Raw genomic sequence first — 18804 nt, 5'->3', positions numbered from 1 at the left:
GCAGGCTATCAGCCCGCAACGTCATTTCAGCACCGAGGTCCCGCCATGATCCCCAGTTCCTTTCCCGACAGCACGGAAATCGCCCGCCTGACCGCGCGGATGCTGCTGGAGATCAAGGCGGTGCATTTCAACGCGCGCGAGCCGTTCACGCTGGCCAGTGGCCTGCCCAGCCCCACCTATATCGATTGCCGCAGGCTGATCTCGTACCCGCGCATCCGGTCGACCCTTATGGACTTCCTGACGGTCACCGTCATGCGGAATGCCGGGTTCGAAGCCTTCGACAACATCGCCGGTGGTGAGACCGCGGGCATCCCCTTCGCCGCTATGGTGGCCGAGCGCATGGCCCTGCCGATGACCTATGTGCGCAAAAAACCCAAGGGCTATGGCCGCAACGCCCGGATCGAAGGGGCCATGACCGAAGGCCAGCGCGTGCTGCTGATCGAGGACCTGACCACCGACGGCGGCTCGAAACTGTCCTTCGTGGACGCGATCCGCGAAACGGGCGCCACCTGCGGACATACGGCGGTGATCTTCTATTATGGCATCTTCCCCGAAACCGAAAAGACGCTGGGCGATCATGGCGTGCAGTTGCACCACCTGTGCACCTGGTGGGACGTTCTGGCCGAGGCCAAGGCACAGGGCACGTTCGACGCCGAAACGCTGGACGGGGTCGAGGCCTTCCTGAACGACCCGCGCGGCTGGCAGGACGCCAACAAGAGCTGACTGTCGAGCCATTGTTGCCGGCCAGGAAACACTGGCCGTCAGCCTTGCTACCTATCCACAAGATGTTGACGAATGACCGATCCCTGCGGCAAGATGCAGGAGCGGAAGATATGCACAGCATATCCCCAGAAAACATACAATTTGCCCCGACTCACGGGGCCGCGATATGACCTTTGTCCCATGGGGACAGCGAGAGCAGCAATGAACGAGATCAGCAGTATCGAGCAGGCAGCGGCGCAGATTCAGAACGCCGAGACCATGCCGCATTCCATCGAAGCCGAACAGCAGCTTCTGGGCGCGATCCTGACCAACAACGACCTGTATGACCGGGTCGCCTCGATCATCGGGCCCGAGCATTTCTATGACCCGGTCCATGCCCGCATCTACGAGGTCGCCGCCGCGCGCATCGCCAAGAACGCGCTGGCATCGCCGGTGACGCTGAAATCCTTCATGGCCGAGGACGAGGGTTTGAAGGAACTCGGCGGCCCGGCCTATCTGGTCAAGCTGGCCGGGGCCTCGATCAGCGCCTTCGCCGTGCATGACTATGCCCAGATGATCTATGATCTGGCGATCCGGCGCGAACTGATCCGGCTTGGTCGCGACATCTCGGACAAGGCCGCGCGGGTCGAAGTGGCCAGTGAGCCCAAGGAACAGATCGTCGAGGCCGAGCAAAAGCTCTACAAGCTGTCCGAACAGGGCCAGACCGAACAGGGGTTCAAATCCTTCCTCAAGGCCGTGACCGAGGCGGTGAATGTCACCAACGAGGCCTATCAGCGCGGCGGCGGCATGGCCGGGATTTCGACCGGGCTGGTCGATCTGGACAAACAGCTGGGCGGGTTGCACCCGTCGGACCTGATCATCCTTGCCGGGCGTCCGTCGATGGGTAAGACCTCGCTGGCGACCAACATCGCGTTCAACGTGGCCAAAGCCTATAAGCGGGGTCAGCGCGCCGATGGCACCGAGGGTGCGGTGGACGGCGGCGTCGTCGGATTCTTCTCGCTGGAAATGAGCGCCGAGCAGCTGGCCGGACGGGTTCTGGCCGAGGCGTCCGAAATTTCCAGCCACAAGATCCGTCAAGGCGACATGACCGAGGACGAGTTCCGCCGTTTCGTCGATGCGGCCAAAGCGCTGGAAGCCTGTCCGCTTTACATCGACGACACACCGGCTCTACCGATCTCACAATTGGCGGCCCGGGCGCGGCGGCTCAAGCGGACGCATGGGCTGGACCTGCTGGTCATCGACTATCTGCAGCTGTGCCGCGGCATGTCCGACAACCGCGTGAACGAGATCGCCGAGATCTCGATGGGCATGAAGGCCATCGCGAAAGAGCTGAATATTCCCGTCATCGCCCTGTCGCAGTTGTCGCGTCAGGTGGAAAACCGCGACGATAAGCGCCCGCAGCTGTCCGACCTGCGCGAATCCGGCTCGATCGAGCAGGACGCCGACGTGGTGATGTTCGTGTTCCGCGAGGAATACTACAAAGAGCGCGAAAAGCCCGGCGATCACGAGTTGGAGAAGATGGAAGAGTGGAAGCAGGCGATGGAGCGCCTGCACGGCAAGGCCGAAGTCATCGTCGGCAAGCAGCGCCACGGCCCCATCGGCACGGTCGAACTGTCCTTCGAGGCGCAGTTCACCCGATTTGGCAACCTTGTCAAACCCTGGCAGCAGGGTGGCCAGATCGAAGGCTACTAAGCCCATCAGGCCCGAATCCATGTGCCGCGGCCCAATGCGCCGGATGAACGATCTGGATCAGCCAACGGTTTTGGCCCGGATATTCGGACAATGCTGGCAGGCTGTCTTGCCCGCGTTCAAGCCCGCACGGACCTGCGCAACCCGGCTACAAGCCGCCCATGGCAAGGACTTTACGCGCGTTTGCAGCGCATTCCCCCTTGACCTCGTGCGGCGCAATGTCATGAACGGGTCATGAGTACTGCACGTTTGACGATCAACCTTCATGCGCTGGCCAGTAACTGGCGGGCGCTGGACGCAAAAACCGATGTCGAGACCGGAGCCGTGGTCAAGGCCGACGCCTATGGTCTGGGCGCCGGACCAGTTGCCAACACGCTGGCCGAAGAAGGCGTCCGCAAGTTCTTTGTCGCCGTTGCCGAGGAAGGTGCAGCCGTCCGTCAGGCGATTGGCCCCGGCCCGCTGATCTGCGTCTTTTCAGGCCATATGGAGGGCGACGCCGACCTGTTGCGCGATCACGACCTTGTGCCGCTGATCAACTCGCCCGAGCAATTCCAACGCCACCTGCAGGCGCTGCCGGTCCATCCGTTCGGGATTCAGTTGGACAGTGGCATGAACCGCCTCGGGCTGGAGCCTTCCGACTGGGCCGCTCTGCGCAGCCGGACCGAGGCGCTGAACCCTGTCGTGGTCATGTCGCACCTAGCCTGTTCGGACGAACCGGACCATCCCATGAACCGGCAACAGCTGAAAACCTTCCGCGAGATGACCGATGGCGTATCGGCTCCGCGTTCGTTGGCGGCCACCGGTGGCCTGCTGCTGGGGCCGGAATTCCACTTTGATTTCTGTCGGCCCGGCATCGGCCTGTATGGCGGCTTGCCCTTTGCGGGCGCCAAACCTGTGGTCACCGTCGATCTGCCGGTGATACAGGTGCGCGACCTAGCAGTCGGAGAAACCGTCGGCTACGGCAACACGTGGAAAGCCCGGCGCCCCTCGCGGATCGCAACCGTGGCCGCGGGTTATGCCGACGGGCTGCACCGCGCCATCGGTGGCGGCATCGACACCTTCGCCGGCGACCTGCCCTGCCCCGTCGTCGGACGTATCTCGATGGATCTGATCACCGTCGACGTCACCGACCTACCGCACACGCCCGAACGTCTGCGAATTCTGAACGGCCATCAGACGGTGGACGACCTGGCCGAGGCCGCAGGCACCATCGGGTACGAGATCCTGACCTCACTCGGCAGCCGCTACTCGCGGGGCTATGTCGAATGAATCCACTCGCATGGCTTGGCGAACTGGGCCGCGCGGTCCTGAACCTGCTGGCGGCGTTCGGCCGCGTGGCGCTGTTTGCATTGGATGCTCTGTCACACATCTTTCGACCGCCGTTCTACCCGCGTGAACTGGGCATGGCTCTGCTGAACATCGGCTGGCTGTCGTTGCCGGTGGTGGGGCTGACCACCATTTTCACCGGCGGGGCGCTGGCGCTTCAGATCTACGCCGGCGGCGCGCGTTTCAACGCCGAGGCCGTGGTGCCCCAGATCGTCGCCATCGGCATGGTGCGCGAGCTGGGTCCCGTCATGGTTGGCCTGATGATCGCAGCCCGCGTCACCTCGTCGATCGCGGCTGAAATCGCCACCATGAAAGTGACCGAGCAGATCGACGCGCTGGTCACCCTGTCGACCCACCCGATGAAATACCTGGCGGCCCCGCGCGTTCTGGCCGCATTGATCACCGTCCCTGTTCTGGTTGCCGTGGGCGACATCATCGGCATCGCGGGCGGCTACGCCGTGGCGACGCAGAACCTCGGCTTCAACCCGGCAGCCTATCTGAAAAACACGGTCGATTTCCTCGAGCCGCTCGACATCCTGTCCTCGCTGGTCAAAGGAGCGGCGTTCGGCATGATCGCGGCCATCATGGGCTGCTATTTCGGCATGCATTCGGGGCGCGGCGCGCAAGGCGTGGGCCGCGCAACCAAGGGCTCGGTCGAGGCCGCCGCTGTCCTGATCCTTGCCGCCAACTTCGTTCTTACAGGGGTGTTCTTCTCGCTATGATCCGGATGGAGAACGTACACAAGGCCTTCGGCGACAACCACGTGCTCAGGGGCATGAACCTCGAGATTGCAAAAGGCACGTCCATGGTGATCATCGGTGGCTCGGGCACCGGAAAATCCGTGGCGCTGAAATGCATCCTTGGCCTGATCAAACCCGACAGCGGCAAGATTTTTGTCGATGGGCAGGACGCCCAGACCGGTGACCGAGACGCCTTTCTGGCCAGGTTCGGGATGCTGTTTCAAGGCGCGGCCCTGTTTGACTCGTTGCCCGTCTGGCAGAACGTGGCCTTCCGCCTGCTGCGCGGCTCGCTGAAACGACCGACGGACGAGGCACGTGAAATCGCGATCGAGAAACTACGCCGCGTGGGCCTGCGCGCCAAGGTGGCAGATCTCTACCCGTCCGAACTGTCGGGCGGCATGCAGAAACGCGTAGGTCTGGCCCGCGCCATCGCCGCCGAACCCGAGATCATTTTCTTCGACGAACCCACTACGGGGCTGGACCCGATCATGTCCGGCGTCATCAATGACCTGATCCGCGAGATCGTGACCGAAATGGGCGCCACCGCGATGACCATCACGCACGACATGAGCTCGGTCCGCGCGATTGCCGACAATGTGGCGATGCTGCATGACGGGGTGATCCAGTGGACCGGGCCCGTCAGCCAGATGGATTCCTCGGGTGATCCCTATGTGGAGCAGTTCATCAGTGGGAGTGCGGAAGGGCCGATTGAGGCGGTGCGGTGAACCAACCTTTCTTAAGTTACACAATTCTTTACGGATGGCCTGCTTTTTGGTTGTACGCGTTGTGTTTGATTATCGTTTGCTTCAAGAAAATGCCCGTGCACTCTGTAAGCATAATTCTGGCTGGCTTAACGATATTTGTTTCCCTGCTCGCACAGTCGGCAATAGTCTTTTTTCTAGGCAACGTTTGGGCGTTGGTGTCTGTCGTAATCATCGCGAGCTTTCCAACAGTCAAAAGTGAATTGCCCGGTTGGGCGCGGGTACTCGGTTTTGCCTTTGTTCCGGTAGCGTTAGTAACTGGAATTGGTTTCTATCAGGTGCTCCAAGCATTCGGATATTGATTTTTGGGCTGCTTTTGACTTCGCTTTTTTCTGCAAGGCTCAACGATTTCTACAATGAAAGAAGATATCTGATAGTTTTGGGAACTCATGACCCTACGCCTCGCCACGTTGTCCCTACTGATCCTTTACCCCATCGCGTGGTTCGCCCCGTTGATGCGCGCTGGCCTGCTGCCGATCTTCGGCCTCAGCGAGATCAGCGTCATCACCGGCCTCCAATCCCTCTGGAAATCCGACATCTTCCTCGCGCTGGTCGTCACCGTCTTTGCCCTGTTCGCCCCATACATCAAAACCATCGGCACCGCGCTGGTCCAATGGGACCTGCTGGACCCGCGTGTCCAACCCGCGCTGAACATCATGGGCAAGCTGGCCATGGCAGATATCTTCCTCATCGCGCTCTACATCACTTTGGCCAAGGGTATCTCATACGCAACGATCGAAACAGCGTGGGGCCTGTACCTTTTCACCGGCTGCATCCTTGCGTCGATCGCGCTGGGATACGTTACCGAAGTGAAACTTGGTTCACGAAACCTCCGGACCTGATTGATTGAAAACGCATTTCTGGCTATGATGGCCAGTATTCGAGCAGCCAAGTCATTTTTGTTTCAGGGTCCGACGCGGACCGTCTTGCACGTTTGATGGATACTCCGCCCGGGCCCGGTATTGCCGGTTTCCAAAGGAGTAGGACTGTCATGGCCGCCCTCCATTCGATTTCAATTCATTTCCAGAACGTATTCCTGCGACTGACTTTTTTCCTGATCTGTGCCGCCGCCCTGTTTGCCGTATCCGCCACCCTGCTTGCCGCCGTGAATGTCTGGCCCTGGCTGACGATGCAGGCTGGATTGGGCGGGCAGGACATCCCGAACGCAGGCATCTACATCCAGATCGGTCTGACCGCTCTGGTTCTGATGCTCGCCTTCTATCTGCCCTCCAGCGCGCGCATGATGGCGTTGGAAAACGCACATCGGAAGTTCTCGCTGCAGATGCAGGACGTGGTCGATGCCTACCAGATCGCCCATGCGTCCGACCGCAGCGGCGTGTTCGCGCTGGCCTCGGAGTTTGACGCGGTCAAGGAGCGCATGGCCTTCCTCCGCGATCACCCCGACCTGCAATCGCTGGAGCCCGAGATCCTTGAACTGGCCGCGCAGATGAGCCAGGTCAGCCACGAACTGGCCGAGACCTACGGCGCGGCCAAAGTTGCCCGAGCGCGGGCGTTCCTGCAACAGCGGCAGGAAGAGGTCGAACTATTCCAGCAACGGATCGAAGACGCCCAGACCATACAGCATGAATTGCGCCAGTGGACCCGCGACATCGAGATCGAAGAGTCCATCGCCAAGGCGCAACTGGCCCGCCTGCGCGAAGAATTGTTCGAGCTCTTGCCCGAGCTTTCCGCCCAGTTGCAGACACCGCCGGACGACAGCGACCCGACCGCGTCGAGCGTCATCGCCATGCCACCGCCCCGCGCCGCCGAATAGCCACTCACTCACCAGGTGCGCCAGCACCCGCCGCGAAGGATGGCCCGCCCGGGCCTGACGCCGCGGCCCGTCAGTCCGGATTGAACACCGGAAGGGCTTGAAGAACAGCGCAAGCTCGGGCACGAATTGCGCCATGGCAAAGACGACGACTTTCACCTGCTCGGCCTGTGGCGCCTCGCATTCCCGCTGGTCCGGCCGCTGCGATGGCTGTGGCGAGTGGAACACCATAGTTCAAGAGGCCCCGTTGTCGGCGGGCCCAGCCAAGAAATCACTGGGCGGCAAACGCGGCCAGGCCGTCACCTTGACTGACCTCTCCACCGAGGAGGCCCCGCCCCCCCGCACAGTCTGCGGTGTCGAGGAACTGGACCGTGTCCTAGGCGGCGGGCTGGTCCCGGCCTCGGCCCTGCTGGTGGGCGGCGATCCGGGCATCGGCAAATCCACCCTACTGTTGCAGGCCGCCGCGCGGTTTGCCCGGTCGGGCCTGAAAACCATCTATATCTCGGGCGAGGAAGCCAGCGCCCAGGTTCGCATGCGCGCGCGCCGGCTGGGGCTCGAGGACGCGCCGGTGCAACTGGCGGCCGAGACCAACCTGCGCGACATTCTCACCACGCTCGAGGCCGAGAAACCCGGCCTGGCCATCATCGACTCGATCCAGACCATGTGGGCGGACAATGTCGACAGCGCACCGGGATCAGTCAGTCAGGTCCGCGCCGCCGCGCACGAGCTCACCAGCTTTGCCAAGCGCCACGGCGTATCCATCATCATGGTGGGTCACGTCACCAAGGAAGGCCAGATCGCCGGCCCCCGCGTGGTCGAACACATGGTCGATACCGTCCTCTATTTCGAGGGCGAGCGCGGCCACCAGTTTCGCATCCTGCGCGCGGTCAAGAACCGCTTTGGCCCCGCCGACGAGATCGGCGTGTTCGAGATGACCGGTAAAGGTCTGGCGCAGGTCACCAACCCCTCGGCCCTGTTCCTTTCGGAACGCGGCAAACCCAGCCCCGGCTCGGCCGTTTTCGCAGGCATCGAGGGCACGCGGCCCGTGCTGGTCGAACTGCAGGCGCTGGTCGCGCCCTCGCCCCACTCACAGCCCCGCCGCACGGTCGTCGGGTGGGACAGCGGGCGGCTGGCGATGATCCTCGCCGTGCTCGAAGCGCGCTGCGGCATCCCCTTTGCAGGGCTCGACGTCTATCTGAACGTGGCCGGAGGCCTGAAGATCAGCGAACCCGCAGCCGACCTTGCCGTGGCCGCCGCTCTGCTGAGCGCGCGCGAGGACACCGCCCTGCCCGCCGACACCGTGGTTTTCGGAGAAATCTCGCTATCCGGGGCACTTAGACCAGCGCCGCAGACCGAAAACAGGTTGAAAGAAGCGCAAAAACTTGGTTTCACAGCAGCAATTGCTCCGGCAGGCGGCAAAACCGGTACTGTGGCAGGTCTGACACTCACCCGACCCTCTGATTTGGTTGGGTTTGTTGGCGAAACCTTCGGAGCAGGTTAAAGTCGCGCCTCGAGGGGCAGAAAAAGAACAGGCGAGGACCATGGAAGGTTTTACAATAATTGACGGGCTCGTTGCCCTGATCATCGTGCTGTCGGGGATTCTGGCCTATTCGCGCGGCTTCATGCGCGAGGTCATGGCCATTGCAGGTTGGGTCGCCGCCGCAGTCTTGGCCTTCATCTTTGCTCCGCAAGCCGTGCCGCTGGTCAAGGAAATCCCTGTGGTCGGAGACTTCTTGCGTGACAGCTGCGAATTGTCAGTGGTTACGGGCTTTGCCGCAGTGTTTGCCATTGCGCTCATCGTGGTCAGCATCTTCACCCCGTTGTTCTCGTCCCTGGTACAGCGCTCGGCGCTGGGTGGGCTGGATCAGGCGCTGGGTTTCTTCTTCGGCATTGCCCGCGGCATTCTGCTGGTTGCCATCGCCTTCTTTGTCTACGACACCGTGATGACCGGCCAGTCCTACACGATCGTCGACGAAAGCCGATCGGCCAAGGTATTCGAGCAGTTCAGCGACAGGATCGAAGAACAGAACCCCGAGGCTGCCCTGGGTTGGGTGACCACCCAGTACGAAGAGCTTGTTGCATCCTGCACAGCGGATTCTCAGGGCCAGTAACAGCTACCAGCCAAGCAAAACGAACCAGCCCGGCTGCCAGCCGGGCTTTTCTTTTGTCAGAGGGTCAGACGAACCCTTCGCCCCCACAAACCGAGCAGCGGTTGGTTTTCAGGCCAAAGCATCCGTCACACCGGCTGAACTGGGGCTTGCCCAAGTGGTCTCGGCCCTTCAGGACTTCGCCCTTCCCGTTGCATATCTGGCAAGGGGCACGCCCCATTCCGCGGCACCGATGGCACCGGCGTTTGACGTGCTCGTCTTTTTTCTGGCCCGGTCGTCCCTGCCACATACCTGTTTTGCCCTCGGTCAAATGCTGCCGGCATCATTCCACGCAGCGCCTTCAAAACACGGGAAACACTCATGTTCGCGGCCCCATAAAACCAGAAACCCAGCCTGCGGCAAAACGAATTATGATCCTTTGGTGACATGGGGGGCATTAGGCATTATGTGAGGGCCAACTCGCCATGGAATCGGAGCTGCCTGTCTTGCATAGCCCGCAGATGCCCCCCGCCCACCCGTTCGATGATGACAAGCTCCGCGAGGAATGCGGGATTTTCGGGGTCGTCGGCGTCAAGGATGCCGCCAATTTCGTTGCTCTTGGTCTGCATGCCCTGCAGCACCGCGGGCAGGAAGCGGGCGGGATCGTCACCCATGATCCCGAACTCGGTTTCAACTCGGCCCGTCGATTTGGCTATGTGCGCGACAATTTCACCTCGTCCGACGTGATGGAAAGCCTGCCCGGACCGATCGGGATCGGCCATGTGCGCTATTCCACGGCCGGGTCCAAGGGCCAAACCGCCATCCGTGACGTCCAGCCGTTTTTTGGCGAGTTTTCGATGGGCGGGGCCGCGATTGCGCACAATGGCAACATCACGAACGCCAATGCTCTGCGGCGCGAGCTGATCGAGCGCGGCTCGATCTTCCAAAGCTCGTCCGACAGCGAATGCATCATCCACCTGATGGCACGCTCGCTACAACGCAACATCCCGGAACGGATGGAGGACGCGCTGCGCCGGGTCGAGGGCGCCTTCTCGGTGGTCGCCATGACCCGTACCAAGCTGATCGGCGTCCGCGACCCGTTGGGCGTACGCCCGCTGGTCTTGGGCAAAATCGGCGATGGCTGGTGCCTGGCCTCGGAAACTTGTGCCCTGGACATCATCGGTGCCGAATTCCTGCGCGAGATCGAGCCCGGCGAAATGGTGGTGATCAATGCCAAGAACGGTGTTGAAAGCCACTTCCCGTTCCGCCGACAACCCAGCAAATTCTGTATCTTCGAGCATGTCTACTTCTCGCGCCCCGACTCGATTCTGGGTGGACGCTCGGTCTATGAGACACGCGAAGCCATCGGGCGCGAGTTGGCCAAGGAAAGCCCCGTCGAGGCGGATCTGGTCTGCCCCGTGCCCGACAGCGGCACGCCCGCGGCGATTGGGTACTCGCTGGAGTCGGGCATCCCCTATGCGATGGGGATAATCCGCAACCAATACATGGGCCGCACCTTCATCGAACCCACCGAACAGATCCGCAACATGGGCGTGCGGCTCAAGCTGAACGTGAACCGTGCCCTGATCGAGGGCAAGCGGGTGATATTGGTTGACGACTCGGTGGTGCGCGGTACGACCAGCCGCAAGATCAAGGAAATGATCCTGGATGCCGGCGCGAAAGAGGTGCATTTCCGCATCGCCTCGCCGCCCACGGCCTGGCCTTGTTTCTACGGCGTGGACACGCCACAGCGCGAAAAGCTGCTGGCCGCCACGATGACCGAGGAAGAAATGACCAAGCATCTGGCGGTCGACAGCCTCAAGTTCATCTCGCTGGACGGGCTGTACCGGGCGGTCGGCGAATCGCAGGGCCGCAGCAAGGACTGCCCGCAATACTGCGATGCATGCTTCTCGGGCGAGTATCCCGTCACTCCGGCGGACATGGTTGAACAAGGGTTCAAGATGCAACCGGCGGCCGAATAAGGCCGAAATTCAGAGACTTCGCAAAGGGGCCGCATGGCCCCTTTTTTCATGGTCCGGATCAGCGTGGCGAAACATGGCCGAAACCTGCTGCATCGGCTTTTCCTTCCCCTTTGGCTCTGCTAGCCAACCGGCTGCTCACTCACGCAATCACACGGAGGCCGGGCCACCGGGCCGGCCAGTTTACATGGCAAATCCCAGAGTCGACAGCGCGGCCACCCAAAAGGGCGCGCTCAGCAAGAATGGTACGACCGTCCTGGGCGTCTTTGGCCCGCAGAACGACATGCGCGCCCTGATGCGCTCATCGTCTGGACGGGTGAAAGAGGTCAAGACAGGCAGCCGCTTTGGTTCGGGCACGATCGTGGCCATCGACAAAGACGGCATCATGCTGCGACAAAGCGGCCGGACCCAGCGCATCGCCATCCCCGGAAGCTGATCCGGGCTTGACGGGCTGCGCGCTTGGGTTCAAACCCCGCGCATGACCGATCAGACCAAAATCGCACTTGTCACCGGCGCCTCACGCGGCCTTGGTGCCTCTCTGGCCGAGGCGCTGGCGCCCGAGTATCACATCGTCGCCGTTGCCCGTACCACCGGCGGGCTGGAAGACCTGGATGACCGCATCAAGACCAAAGGGGGCGCGGCCACCCTGGCGCCGATGGACATCGCCGACCCCAACGCCATGGCCACGCTGTGCCGCGGCATCCATGACCGCTGGGGCAAGCTGGATCTGTGGCTGCATACGGCCATCCACGCCGCACCGCTGACGCCCGCAAATTTCATCGACCCCAAGGATTGGCAGAAATCCGTGGACGTGAACGCCTCAGCAACTTCGGTGCTGATCCCCTATGTCGCGCCCTTGCTGGGTGAGGCTGGACAGGCCGTGTTCTTTGACGACCCGCGTGCCGGCGAGAAGTTCTGCGCCACCTACGGCGCAACCAAGGCCGCGCAGATCGCCATGGCGCGCAGCTGGGCCGCCGAAACCGTTCGCACCGGGCCGAAGGTTCATGTGTTGCATCCCAAGCCGATGGCCACAGCCCTGCGCGCGCGTTTCTTCCCCGGTGAGAACCGGTCGAAGCTGGCCAGTCCCTCGGACGAGGCAGCGCGCCTGCTGTCCATGCTGGGCTGAGACCTTTCGGTCAGATCGACGGGAAAGATGCTGCGGCGCCCCAAGCGAGCGCCGTTTTCATTCGATGTGAACGCCCTTTCGGCCCGCCAGATCGACAAAGAACTGCCACGCCACGCGGCCCGAACGCGCGCCGCGCGTGGCCTGCCATTCGATCGCCTCGGCCCGCAGAACGTCGGCATCGACGCTGACGCCATAAGCCGCGCAATACCGGTCGATCATCGCAAGGTATTCGTCCTGATCGCAGGGGTGGAACCCCAGCCACAGGCCGAACCGGTCGGACAGCGAAACCTTTTCCTCGACCGCCTCGGACGGGTTGATCGCGCTCGAGCGCTCGTTCTCGATCATGTCACGCGGCATCAGGTGGCGGCGGTTTGACGTGGCATAGAACACCACGTTTTCGGGCCGGCCCTCGATCCCGCCGTCCAGCACGGCCTTCAGCGATTTGTAGTGCTGGTCGTCATGGCTGAACGACAGGTCATCGCAGAACAGGATGAACCGGTACGGTGCGGCGCGCAGGTGGTTCAGCAGCCGCGCGACCGAGCCCATGTCCTCGCGCTGAAGTTCGACCAGCTTCAGGTCGGGAAACTCGGGCTGAAGGGTCCCATGCACCGCCTTGACCAGGCTGGACTTGCCCATGCCGCGGGCACCCCACAACAGCGCGTTGTTGGCCTTGTACCCGGCAGCGAAGCGGCGCGTGTTGTCCAGCAGCGTATCGCGCGACCGGTTGATGCCCACCAGCAGATCCAGATCGACGCGGTTGACATTGTGCACCGGCTCAAGCCGGTCGGGCCCGATGTGCCAGACAAAGGCGGGCGCGGCCGAGAAATCGGGCGCGGCCAACGGCGCCGGGGCCATGCGCTCCAAGGCGTCGGCGATGCGGTTCAGGGCTTGGTCGTCCATGGGTCCTCCGAAGTCTTGCGGCCGATTTCAACCACGTTCACGGGCCGCCAACAAGACCCGGATGAAGAAAGGGCGCACCCGCCAAGGCACGCCCTTCCCCATTTACTGCTCAAGTTTATTTGCCGTCTTCTGCGTCAAACTCGTCCATCATCGCATCATCGGCGGCTTCTTCATCGTCATAGTAGCCTTCGGCCCGCAGCTGTTCTTCACGCTTTCTCTCGACCCGGGCCACTAGGAAGATCGAGATCTCGTACAGGCCATAGACCACGACGAACAGGATGATCTGGGTGATCACGTCCGGCGGGGTCACGATGGCGGCCAGAACCAGAATGCCCACCACGGCATATTTGCGCACCGCGCCCAAGCCTTCGGCGCTGACCAGCCCGGCCTTGCCCATCAGGGTCAACAGAACCGGCAGCTGGAAACACAGGCCAAAGGCCACGATGAACTTGATCGTCAGGTTCAGGTATTCCTGTGCCGAACCTTGGAAAACCACGCTCAGCGGCGCAGTGGCACCATCCGCTAAGGCCTCACCCTCGGCCCCGAATTGCTGGAACCCAAGGAAGAAGTCATAGGCCAGCGGCGTGACCACGTAAAAGGCAAAGCTCGCGCCCAGCAGGAACATGAAGGGCGAGGCCAGCAGGAACGGCAGGAAGGCGTTCTTCTCGGATCGATAGAGCCCCGGCGCCACGAACCGCCACATCTGCATACCGATATACGGAAAGGCCAGAATGAACCCACCCAAGAGCGAGACCTTGATCGCCACGAAGAAGCCCTCCTGCGGCGAAATGAAGATCAGGTCGCAGTCCTGTCCCCGCTCGGACAGAACATCGCACAGGGGCTGGGTCAGAAAGTTGAAGATCGGCGTGGCTACCGTGAAACAGATGATCATACCGATCAAAAATGCCACGACGCTGTGGATCAGCCGCGTGCGCAGCTCGGCCAGATGCTCGATCAGGGGGGCCGAGGTATCTTCGATCTCGTCGGTATTGCTCATGACTTGCCTTCGGTTTTCAGCGCGGCTTCGGCCTCTTCGGCCTTGGCCAGGGCCTCGGCGGCTTCTTTCGCTTTGCGCTCGGCGGCGGCACGGGCGGTTGAGGCCTGGATCTTCTTGGCCTGCTCGGCCCGCTCAGCGGCCAGTTTGCCGGTTTCGCTGTCGGGGTCGAACTTGGTCGGGTCCATGCTCTTGGCCATGTCCTGGGCCGCCTGCTTGACGCCGTCCATCGCACTGCCCACCGGGTTGGTGGCCGCGTCCAGACCTTTCTTGATGTCGTTCACGCCCGCCTGGTCGGCCGCCTCGTTCATGGCGCTTGAGAACTCGCGCGCCATACCGCGGGCCTTGCCGACGAACCGTCCGACATTGCGGAACAGAACCGGCAGGTCCTTGGGCCCCACGACGATCAGGGCAACGATGCCGATGACCAGAAGTTCGGTCCAGCCCAGATCAAACATGGGCGATTAGACCTTGTCTTTGTCGGACTCGGGCGTGACATCCTTGGCCAGCTCGGACGCGTCTTGTTCGATCTCTTCGGTACCGTCCTTGACGCCTTTCTTGAATGCGGTGATGCCCTTGCCCACTTCACCCATCAACGAGCTGATCTTGCCGCGGCCGAACAGCACCAGCACCACGACGGCGATCAGCAGCAGGCCGGGAAGGCCGATATTGTTGAGCATGTCTCTTCTCCTTCTACGTCGGCGCGTCGCGCCGGGAATGTGATCTGGAAGCCTGTCTACGCCCACCGGGCAGCCGAAAAAAGTGACGCAAGTCAAATCCGCGTTCAAATCCGGGCCGCTCGGGCGCTTTTTGCGGGCTGGCAATTCTCTACTGACAGGTTTATGTCAGTTGCAGGCGACTAGGAACAGGGCATCGAAACCTGGTCAACGGAGACTCACATGACCCATGTTGCTGAAATCGTCACCTTCACCCTCGCCGATGGCACCACGCCGGAAGAGTTCGTCAGGCTCAGCCAGACGACCGAGGCGTTTGTGCGCGCGGCCCCGGGCTTTGCCCACCGACAGCTGAGCCAGGGCGAGGATGGCAGCTGGACTGATTATGTCATCTGGACCGACATGAAGGCCGCACAGGACGCCGCCGCGCAGTTCCCGCAGCAGGATTTTGCCGCCGGTCTGATGGCGGCCATCGACCCCGCCAGCATCCAGATGCGTCACGAGAAAGTGCTATGGAACATGACTGCCTGATGGCGGTCCGGACGGCGTGTCATGCGCCGCACTGACCGCCTGTTCGACATCATCCAGATCCTGCGCGACGGCAAACTGCACCGCGCGCAGGACATCGCGGACCGGCTCGAGGTTTCGGTTCGCACCATCTATCGCGACATGGACACGCTGGTGGCGTCGGGCATCCCGGTCGAGGGCGAACGCGGTGTCGGTTACATGGTGCGCGAGCAGATCACCCTGCCCCCGCTGAACCTCACCCCGGCCGAGCTTGAGGCCCTGAACCTCGGCATGGCGATCGTGGCCGAGGCCGCCGACCCCGACCTGAAAGCCGCCGCCGAGTCGCTGGCCGCCAAGATCGACGCGGTACTGCCCACCCAGGTGGTAGCCGAGGCGGATGCGTGGAAATTCGCCGTCTACCCCTTTGCCGATGCCGCGCGCGGGCTGGCGCATATGGCTCCGATCCGGGCGGCCATCAAATCGCGCCAGAAGCTGCGGCTGACCTACCGGCGAATCGACGGAACCCTGACCGAACGCACGATCCGCCCCCTGCACATGGAATACTGGGGCCGGGTCTGGACCCTGACCGCCTGGTGCGAGCTGCGCGACGCCTTCCGCGTGTTCCGCATCGACCTGATCGAAAGCGTCACACCGCTGCCCGAGATATTTGCGGACGAACCCGGAAAGCGGTTGGCTGACTACAACCCGACCGCCTGATCCCGTTTTTCGCGCAAGGCTACTTGGAACGGCGCTCAGACCCTCAGCGCAGATAGGTTTCGGGGTCGACGGACTCGAACCCTTTGCGTACCTCGAAGTGCACATAGGCGTTCTCACCCCCGCGCAACTTGGCAATGCTCTGGCCGCGGTTGACCCGGTCGCCCTTCTTGACCGAGATGTTCTCGACATTCGCGTAGACCGTCAGCAAATCGTTGGTGTGCTTGACGACGATGATCGGGATCTGATCCGCATCCGCCGTAATGGCCGCCACGGTACCGGCTTCGGCCGCCTTGACCGATGCACCGGGCGAACCGGCGATGTCGATCCCTTCGTTCTTACCCTTGGCATAAGGGCGAATGATCTTGCCAGTTACCGGCAGAGCCAAGGCTGACGAGCTGGAATTCGTCGGGGCCTCGGCCGTCACGTCCGGAGCGGGCGTCAACGGCGCAACTTTTTCGTCCGGCAACGGCTGCGTTGCACTGGGCGGCGTCGGGGTGGGCGATCCCTGCCCCGGTTCGGTGGTCGCCGTGGGCGCTGCGGCGGCAGCTTGGCGCGGTGCAGCCTGATTCTTGACGGGGATCAGCAGAAACTGCCCTTCGCGCACGGCGAAGTCCGAACCCAAACCGTTCCATTCAGCAAGCGCATCGACCGGAACCTGATACAGGCGCGAAATGGTATAGGCCGTCTCACCCCGCTTGACCTTGTGCCGGATCGGCTCGTCCGTCGAGGTGACGGGTGCCGGTTTGGCCGGCTCAAGGTTCGTGACCCGCACGCCGCCCGTGTCCGGCGCCTGATCAATCGCGGTCGTGGCAATCGAGGCGATATCGACGTTCCCCGCTCCGGCGCCGACGGACCGTGGCAAGGCCAGCACCTCGCCCTCGCGCAGCTGGTCGGTGGGCTTGAGACCGTTGAACCGGGCCAGCTCGGCCTCGGGCAGACCGACCCGCGCAGCCACGGCGGCGACGTTGTCACCCCGTTGCGCGACGGCAACCTGATATGTCGGATAGGTGATCACGCCACGGCTGTCCGGCGCCGGTCGGTTCGTGGTGGCTGATTGTGCGGCCGGAGTGGTCGAAAAACCGCCGACCTGACCGCGCAGGTCGTAATCCAGCGGGCCTTCGCAACCGGCAAGCACCAGCGCGGCAACCATCGCCGTTGTTCCACGACCCAAGACTGACTTGGAAACTGCTCTCATATCACTGTCCTCAACACCTGCCCCTGTTTGCCGGGGTTCTGGCGCCCAATTCCTAAACCTACGTTACGCCTCGTCCTTTCCAAGCCCTTCCAGCAAGGGCACGAACCGAACAGGCAACAGTTCGTCATATTCCAGCCCGGTCTCGGTTCTGGTGACCCGTATCAGGGTCTGAACCGCATCCGACTGCCCAACGGGCAAGACCATGATACCGCCGATTTTGAGCTGCGCCAAGAGCGGGCCCGGTGGGTCCTCGGCCGCGGCGGTGACGATGATGCGGTCAAAAGGAGCCTGTTCGGGCAACCCGAAAGATCCATCCGACAGCATCGCCGTGATATTCGTCAGACCCAACTCGCGAAACAGCTCACCGGTTTCGCGCACCAGACGCTTGTGGCGTTCCACGGTGTAGACCCGCCGCGCCAGCTTGGACAGCACTGCAGCCTGATACCCCGAACCCGTCCCCACCTCGAGCACCTTGTCGCGCGGCGTGACCTGCAGCGCCTGCGTCATCAGACCCACGACCGAGGGCTGGCTGATCGTCTGGCCGCATGCAATCGGCAGCGGCGTGTCCTCGTAGGCACGCTCGGCGAACAGGCCGCGCACGAACTTGCCGCGGTCGATCTGCTCCATCGCGTCCAGAACACGCGCATCCGTCACCCCGCGAGACCGCAGGGCGAACAGGAACTGCATCTTGGTTTCGGGGTCCAGTCCGGTCATTCGATCGTCTTCAACGCCTCCAGCGCATCATCGGCGGTCAGGTCGGCCCGCATCGGCGTGACCGAGATATAGCCGTCCAGATTCGCCGCCGCATCCGTTCCCGGAGCCGTCGGGTTGTGCTGATAGCCCCCCTTGATCCACAGGAAACGGCGGCCCGAGGGCGAGCTGTGCGGTTCCACCCCAAAATGCGTGTCGCGTCGGAATCCCTGACGCACGACGCGGGTACCAAGAACTTCATCGGCAGGCACCGGAGGGAAATTCACGTTGTAAAACAGGCGGTAGTCTTCCTGCGCGGGCGGATCGGCCTCAAGAATGCGTCGTACCAGGTCCGCTCCGAACCGCGTGGCGGCCTCGAACGGGTCTTCCAGCCCAAGATTGCGCGGGCCAAAGTACTGCGACAAGGCGATCGCCGGAATGCCCTGAAGTGCGGCCTCCATCGCGCCGCCGATCGTGCCTGAGTACAAAGTGTTCTCGGCCGAATTGTTGCCCCGGTTCACGCCTGAAAGAACCAGATCAGGTCGCGCGTCCTTCATCACGTCATGAAGCCCGGCCAGTACGCAGTCGGCCGGCGACCCTTCGGCCGCGAAACGACGCTCGCCCAGTTTGGCCACCATCATGGGATGGGTATAGCTGATGCAATGCCCGACCCCCGACTGTTCGAAAGCCGGAGCCACGATCCAGACCTCTCCATCCGGGCCGGCCACATCCGCGGCAATCGCCTCGAGCGCGATTAGGCCCGGGGCGTTGATCCCGTCGTCATTTGTCAGAAGTATGCGCATTGCCTGCCTGTGCCCCCGCGTTTCGCCCTTGATAGACGGCCCCAAAGGATGCGGCAAGCGATGCCCCGGCGCATTCTGCGGCATTCGCGCACCACTCGCCGGGAAATCGACCGGTTGCGGCG

At 62.5% G+C, this 18804-nt stretch carries 21 protein-coding genes; 14 read left to right on the top strand and 7 right to left on the bottom strand.

Annotated features, from left to right (window positions below):
* The first annotated feature begins 45 nt into the window (after nt 1–45).
* From ACR0NB_RS03840 to ACR0NB_RS03785, 12 genes are all read left to right on the top strand, one after another.
* Nucleotides 46–723 (top strand): orotate phosphoribosyltransferase, encoded by a 678-nt coding sequence (locus ACR0NB_RS03840; protein ID WP_480774981.1) that lies wholly within the window; start codon nt 46–48, stop codon nt 721–723.
* 201 nt (nt 724–924) lie between these two features.
* Complete coding sequence (locus ACR0NB_RS03835; RefSeq protein WP_170338856.1) at nt 925–2415, top strand: replicative DNA helicase; 1491 nt, start codon at nt 925–927, stop codon at nt 2413–2415.
* Nucleotides 2416–2646: 231 nt separating this feature from the next.
* The gene (gene alr, locus ACR0NB_RS03830) at nt 2647–3681 is read left to right on the top strand and encodes an alanine racemase (protein ID WP_480633166.1); all 1035 of its coding nucleotides are present in this window, start codon (nt 2647–2649) and stop codon (nt 3679–3681) included.
* The gene (locus ACR0NB_RS03825) at nt 3678–4460 is read left to right on the top strand and encodes an MlaE family ABC transporter permease (protein ID WP_170338351.1); all 783 of its coding nucleotides are present in this window, start codon (nt 3678–3680) and stop codon (nt 4458–4460) included. The genes alr and ACR0NB_RS03825 overlap by 4 nt, the downstream gene beginning before the upstream one ends.
* Nucleotides 4457–5203 (top strand): ABC transporter ATP-binding protein, encoded by a 747-nt coding sequence (locus ACR0NB_RS03820; RefSeq protein WP_170338853.1) that lies wholly within the window; start codon nt 4457–4459, stop codon nt 5201–5203. The genes ACR0NB_RS03825 and ACR0NB_RS03820 overlap by 4 nt, the downstream gene beginning before the upstream one ends.
* A gap of 425 nt (nt 5204–5628) precedes the next feature.
* Complete coding sequence (locus ACR0NB_RS03815) at nt 5629–6081, top strand: paraquat-inducible protein A (protein WP_170338849.1); 453 nt, start codon at nt 5629–5631, stop codon at nt 6079–6081.
* A gap of 149 nt (nt 6082–6230) precedes the next feature.
* Nucleotides 6231–7013 carry a DNA repair protein gene (locus ACR0NB_RS03810; protein ID WP_480774980.1) on the top strand — a complete coding sequence of 261 codons (783 nt, stop codon included), beginning with the start codon at nt 6231–6233 and terminating at the stop codon, nt 7011–7013.
* A gap of 133 nt (nt 7014–7146) precedes the next feature.
* On the top strand, nt 7147–8511 hold the full coding sequence (gene radA, locus ACR0NB_RS03805; protein ID WP_480774979.1) for a DNA repair protein RadA: 1365 nt from the start codon (nt 7147–7149) through the stop codon (nt 8509–8511).
* A gap of 40 nt (nt 8512–8551) precedes the next feature.
* A complete protein-coding gene (locus ACR0NB_RS03800) occupies nt 8552–9121 on the top strand; it encodes a CvpA family protein (RefSeq protein ID WP_480774978.1) in 570 nt (189 codons plus the stop codon).
* A 497-nt stretch (nt 9122–9618) separates the two neighbouring features.
* Nucleotides 9619–11079, top strand: coding sequence for an amidophosphoribosyltransferase (gene purF, locus ACR0NB_RS03795; protein WP_480774977.1), 1461 nt, complete (start codon nt 9619–9621; stop codon nt 11077–11079).
* Between the two features lie 184 nt (nt 11080–11263).
* Nucleotides 11264–11512: a hypothetical protein gene (locus ACR0NB_RS03790; protein WP_093962257.1), complete on the top strand. Its 249-nt coding sequence runs from the start codon at nt 11264–11266 to the stop codon at nt 11510–11512.
* 42 nt (nt 11513–11554) lie between these two features.
* Nucleotides 11555–12202, top strand: a complete 648-nt coding sequence (locus tag ACR0NB_RS03785; protein WP_480774976.1) for an SDR family NAD(P)-dependent oxidoreductase — start codon at nt 11555–11557, stop codon at nt 12200–12202.
* A 57-nt stretch (nt 12203–12259) separates the two neighbouring features.
* Here ACR0NB_RS03785 and ACR0NB_RS03780 read toward each other — a convergent pair whose 3' ends face one another.
* The 4 genes from ACR0NB_RS03780 to ACR0NB_RS03765 form a co-directional block, all read right to left on the bottom strand.
* Nucleotides 12260–13102 (bottom strand): ATP-binding protein, encoded by an 843-nt coding sequence (locus ACR0NB_RS03780; protein WP_480774975.1) that lies wholly within the window; start codon nt 13100–13102, stop codon nt 12260–12262.
* Nucleotides 13103–13217: 115 nt separating this feature from the next.
* Nucleotides 13218–14099, bottom strand: coding sequence for a twin-arginine translocase subunit TatC (tatC, locus tag ACR0NB_RS03775; RefSeq protein ID WP_170338837.1), 882 nt, complete (start codon nt 14097–14099; stop codon nt 13218–13220).
* Nucleotides 14096–14554 (bottom strand): Sec-independent protein translocase protein TatB, encoded by a 459-nt coding sequence (tatB, locus tag ACR0NB_RS03770; RefSeq protein ID WP_170338835.1) that lies wholly within the window; start codon nt 14552–14554, stop codon nt 14096–14098. Before tatB ends, tatC begins: the two co-directional genes overlap by 4 nt.
* 6 nt (nt 14555–14560) lie before the next feature.
* Nucleotides 14561–14776: a twin-arginine translocase TatA/TatE family subunit gene (locus ACR0NB_RS03765; RefSeq protein ID WP_170338833.1), complete on the bottom strand. Its 216-nt coding sequence runs from the start codon at nt 14774–14776 to the stop codon at nt 14561–14563.
* A gap of 219 nt (nt 14777–14995) precedes the next feature.
* On the opposite strand from ACR0NB_RS03765, the gene ACR0NB_RS03760 reads away from it, so the two are divergent.
* Nucleotides 14996–15301 carry a hypothetical protein gene (locus tag ACR0NB_RS03760; protein WP_170446339.1) on the top strand — a complete coding sequence of 102 codons (306 nt, stop codon included), beginning with the start codon at nt 14996–14998 and terminating at the stop codon, nt 15299–15301.
* Between the two features lie 21 nt (nt 15302–15322).
* The gene (locus ACR0NB_RS03755) at nt 15323–15994 is read left to right on the top strand and encodes a helix-turn-helix transcriptional regulator (RefSeq protein WP_480774974.1); all 672 of its coding nucleotides are present in this window, start codon (nt 15323–15325) and stop codon (nt 15992–15994) included.
* A 43-nt stretch (nt 15995–16037) separates the two neighbouring features.
* Here ACR0NB_RS03755 and ACR0NB_RS03750 read toward each other — a convergent pair whose 3' ends face one another.
* The 3 genes from ACR0NB_RS03750 to surE form a co-directional block, all read right to left on the bottom strand.
* Nucleotides 16038–17189 (bottom strand): LysM peptidoglycan-binding domain-containing protein, encoded by a 1152-nt coding sequence (locus ACR0NB_RS03750; RefSeq protein WP_480694488.1) that lies wholly within the window; start codon nt 17187–17189, stop codon nt 16038–16040.
* 63 nt (nt 17190–17252) lie between these two features.
* A complete protein-coding gene (locus ACR0NB_RS03745; protein WP_170338827.1) occupies nt 17253–17903 on the bottom strand; it encodes a protein-L-isoaspartate(D-aspartate) O-methyltransferase in 651 nt (216 codons plus the stop codon).
* Entirely contained in the window at nt 17900–18682 is a 783-nt protein-coding gene (gene surE, locus ACR0NB_RS03740; protein WP_170446343.1) for a 5'/3'-nucleotidase SurE, read from the bottom strand. The genes ACR0NB_RS03745 and surE overlap by 4 nt, the downstream gene beginning before the upstream one ends.
* Nucleotides 18683–18804: the final 122 nt, after the last annotated feature.

This window comes from Ruegeria sp. CG3 (genome assembly GCF_056537205.1).
Note: the sequence above shows the minus strand (reverse complement) of the source record. Positions and strands in the feature narration are given on the sequence as shown.

What these genes read in the sequence shown, in the direction of transcription:
- tatC (WP_170338837.1), bottom strand. Translation starts at nt 14,099, where the DNA reads ATGAGCAATACCGACGAGATCGAAGATACCTCGGCCCCCCTGATCGAG.
- ACR0NB_RS03800 (WP_480774978.1), top strand. Translation starts at nt 8,552, where the DNA reads ATGGAAGGTTTTACAATAATTGACGGGCTCGTTGCCCTGATCATCGTG.
- ACR0NB_RS03825 (WP_170338351.1), top strand. Translation starts at nt 3,678, where the DNA reads ATGAATCCACTCGCATGGCTTGGCGAACTGGGCCGCGCGGTCCTGAAC.
- ACR0NB_RS03840 (WP_480774981.1), top strand. Translation starts at nt 46, where the DNA reads ATGATCCCCAGTTCCTTTCCCGACAGCACGGAAATCGCCCGCCTGACC.
- ACR0NB_RS03760 (WP_170446339.1), top strand. Translation starts at nt 14,996, where the DNA reads ATGACCCATGTTGCTGAAATCGTCACCTTCACCCTCGCCGATGGCACC.
- surE (WP_170446343.1), bottom strand. Translation starts at nt 18,682, where the DNA reads ATGCGCATACTTCTGACAAATGACGACGGGATCAACGCCCCGGGCCTA.
- ACR0NB_RS03745 (WP_170338827.1), bottom strand. Translation starts at nt 17,903, where the DNA reads ATGACCGGACTGGACCCCGAAACCAAGATGCAGTTCCTGTTCGCCCTG.
- purF (WP_480774977.1), top strand. Translation starts at nt 9,619, where the DNA reads ATGCCCCCCGCCCACCCGTTCGATGATGACAAGCTCCGCGAGGAATGC.
- ACR0NB_RS03785 (WP_480774976.1), top strand. Translation starts at nt 11,555, where the DNA reads ATGACCGATCAGACCAAAATCGCACTTGTCACCGGCGCCTCACGCGGC.
- ACR0NB_RS03780 (WP_480774975.1), bottom strand. Translation starts at nt 13,102, where the DNA reads ATGGACGACCAAGCCCTGAACCGCATCGCCGACGCCTTGGAGCGCATG.
- ACR0NB_RS03790 (WP_093962257.1), top strand. Translation starts at nt 11,264, where the DNA reads ATGGCAAATCCCAGAGTCGACAGCGCGGCCACCCAAAAGGGCGCGCTC.
- ACR0NB_RS03765 (WP_170338833.1), bottom strand. Translation starts at nt 14,776, where the DNA reads ATGCTCAACAATATCGGCCTTCCCGGCCTGCTGCTGATCGCCGTCGTG.
- ACR0NB_RS03755 (WP_480774974.1), top strand. Translation starts at nt 15,323, where the DNA reads ATGCGCCGCACTGACCGCCTGTTCGACATCATCCAGATCCTGCGCGAC.
- ACR0NB_RS03820 (WP_170338853.1), top strand. Translation starts at nt 4,457, where the DNA reads ATGATCCGGATGGAGAACGTACACAAGGCCTTCGGCGACAACCACGTG.
- ACR0NB_RS03815 (WP_170338849.1), top strand. Translation starts at nt 5,629, where the DNA reads ATGACCCTACGCCTCGCCACGTTGTCCCTACTGATCCTTTACCCCATC.
- tatB (WP_170338835.1), bottom strand. Translation starts at nt 14,554, where the DNA reads ATGTTTGATCTGGGCTGGACCGAACTTCTGGTCATCGGCATCGTTGCC.
- radA (WP_480774979.1), top strand. Translation starts at nt 7,147, where the DNA reads ATGGCAAAGACGACGACTTTCACCTGCTCGGCCTGTGGCGCCTCGCAT.
- ACR0NB_RS03750 (WP_480694488.1), bottom strand. Translation starts at nt 17,189, where the DNA reads ATGAGAGCAGTTTCCAAGTCAGTCTTGGGTCGTGGAACAACGGCGATG.
- ACR0NB_RS03835 (WP_170338856.1), top strand. Translation starts at nt 925, where the DNA reads ATGAACGAGATCAGCAGTATCGAGCAGGCAGCGGCGCAGATTCAGAAC.
- ACR0NB_RS03810 (WP_480774980.1), top strand. Translation starts at nt 6,231, where the DNA reads ATGGCCGCCCTCCATTCGATTTCAATTCATTTCCAGAACGTATTCCTG.
- alr (WP_480633166.1), top strand. Translation starts at nt 2,647, where the DNA reads ATGAGTACTGCACGTTTGACGATCAACCTTCATGCGCTGGCCAGTAAC.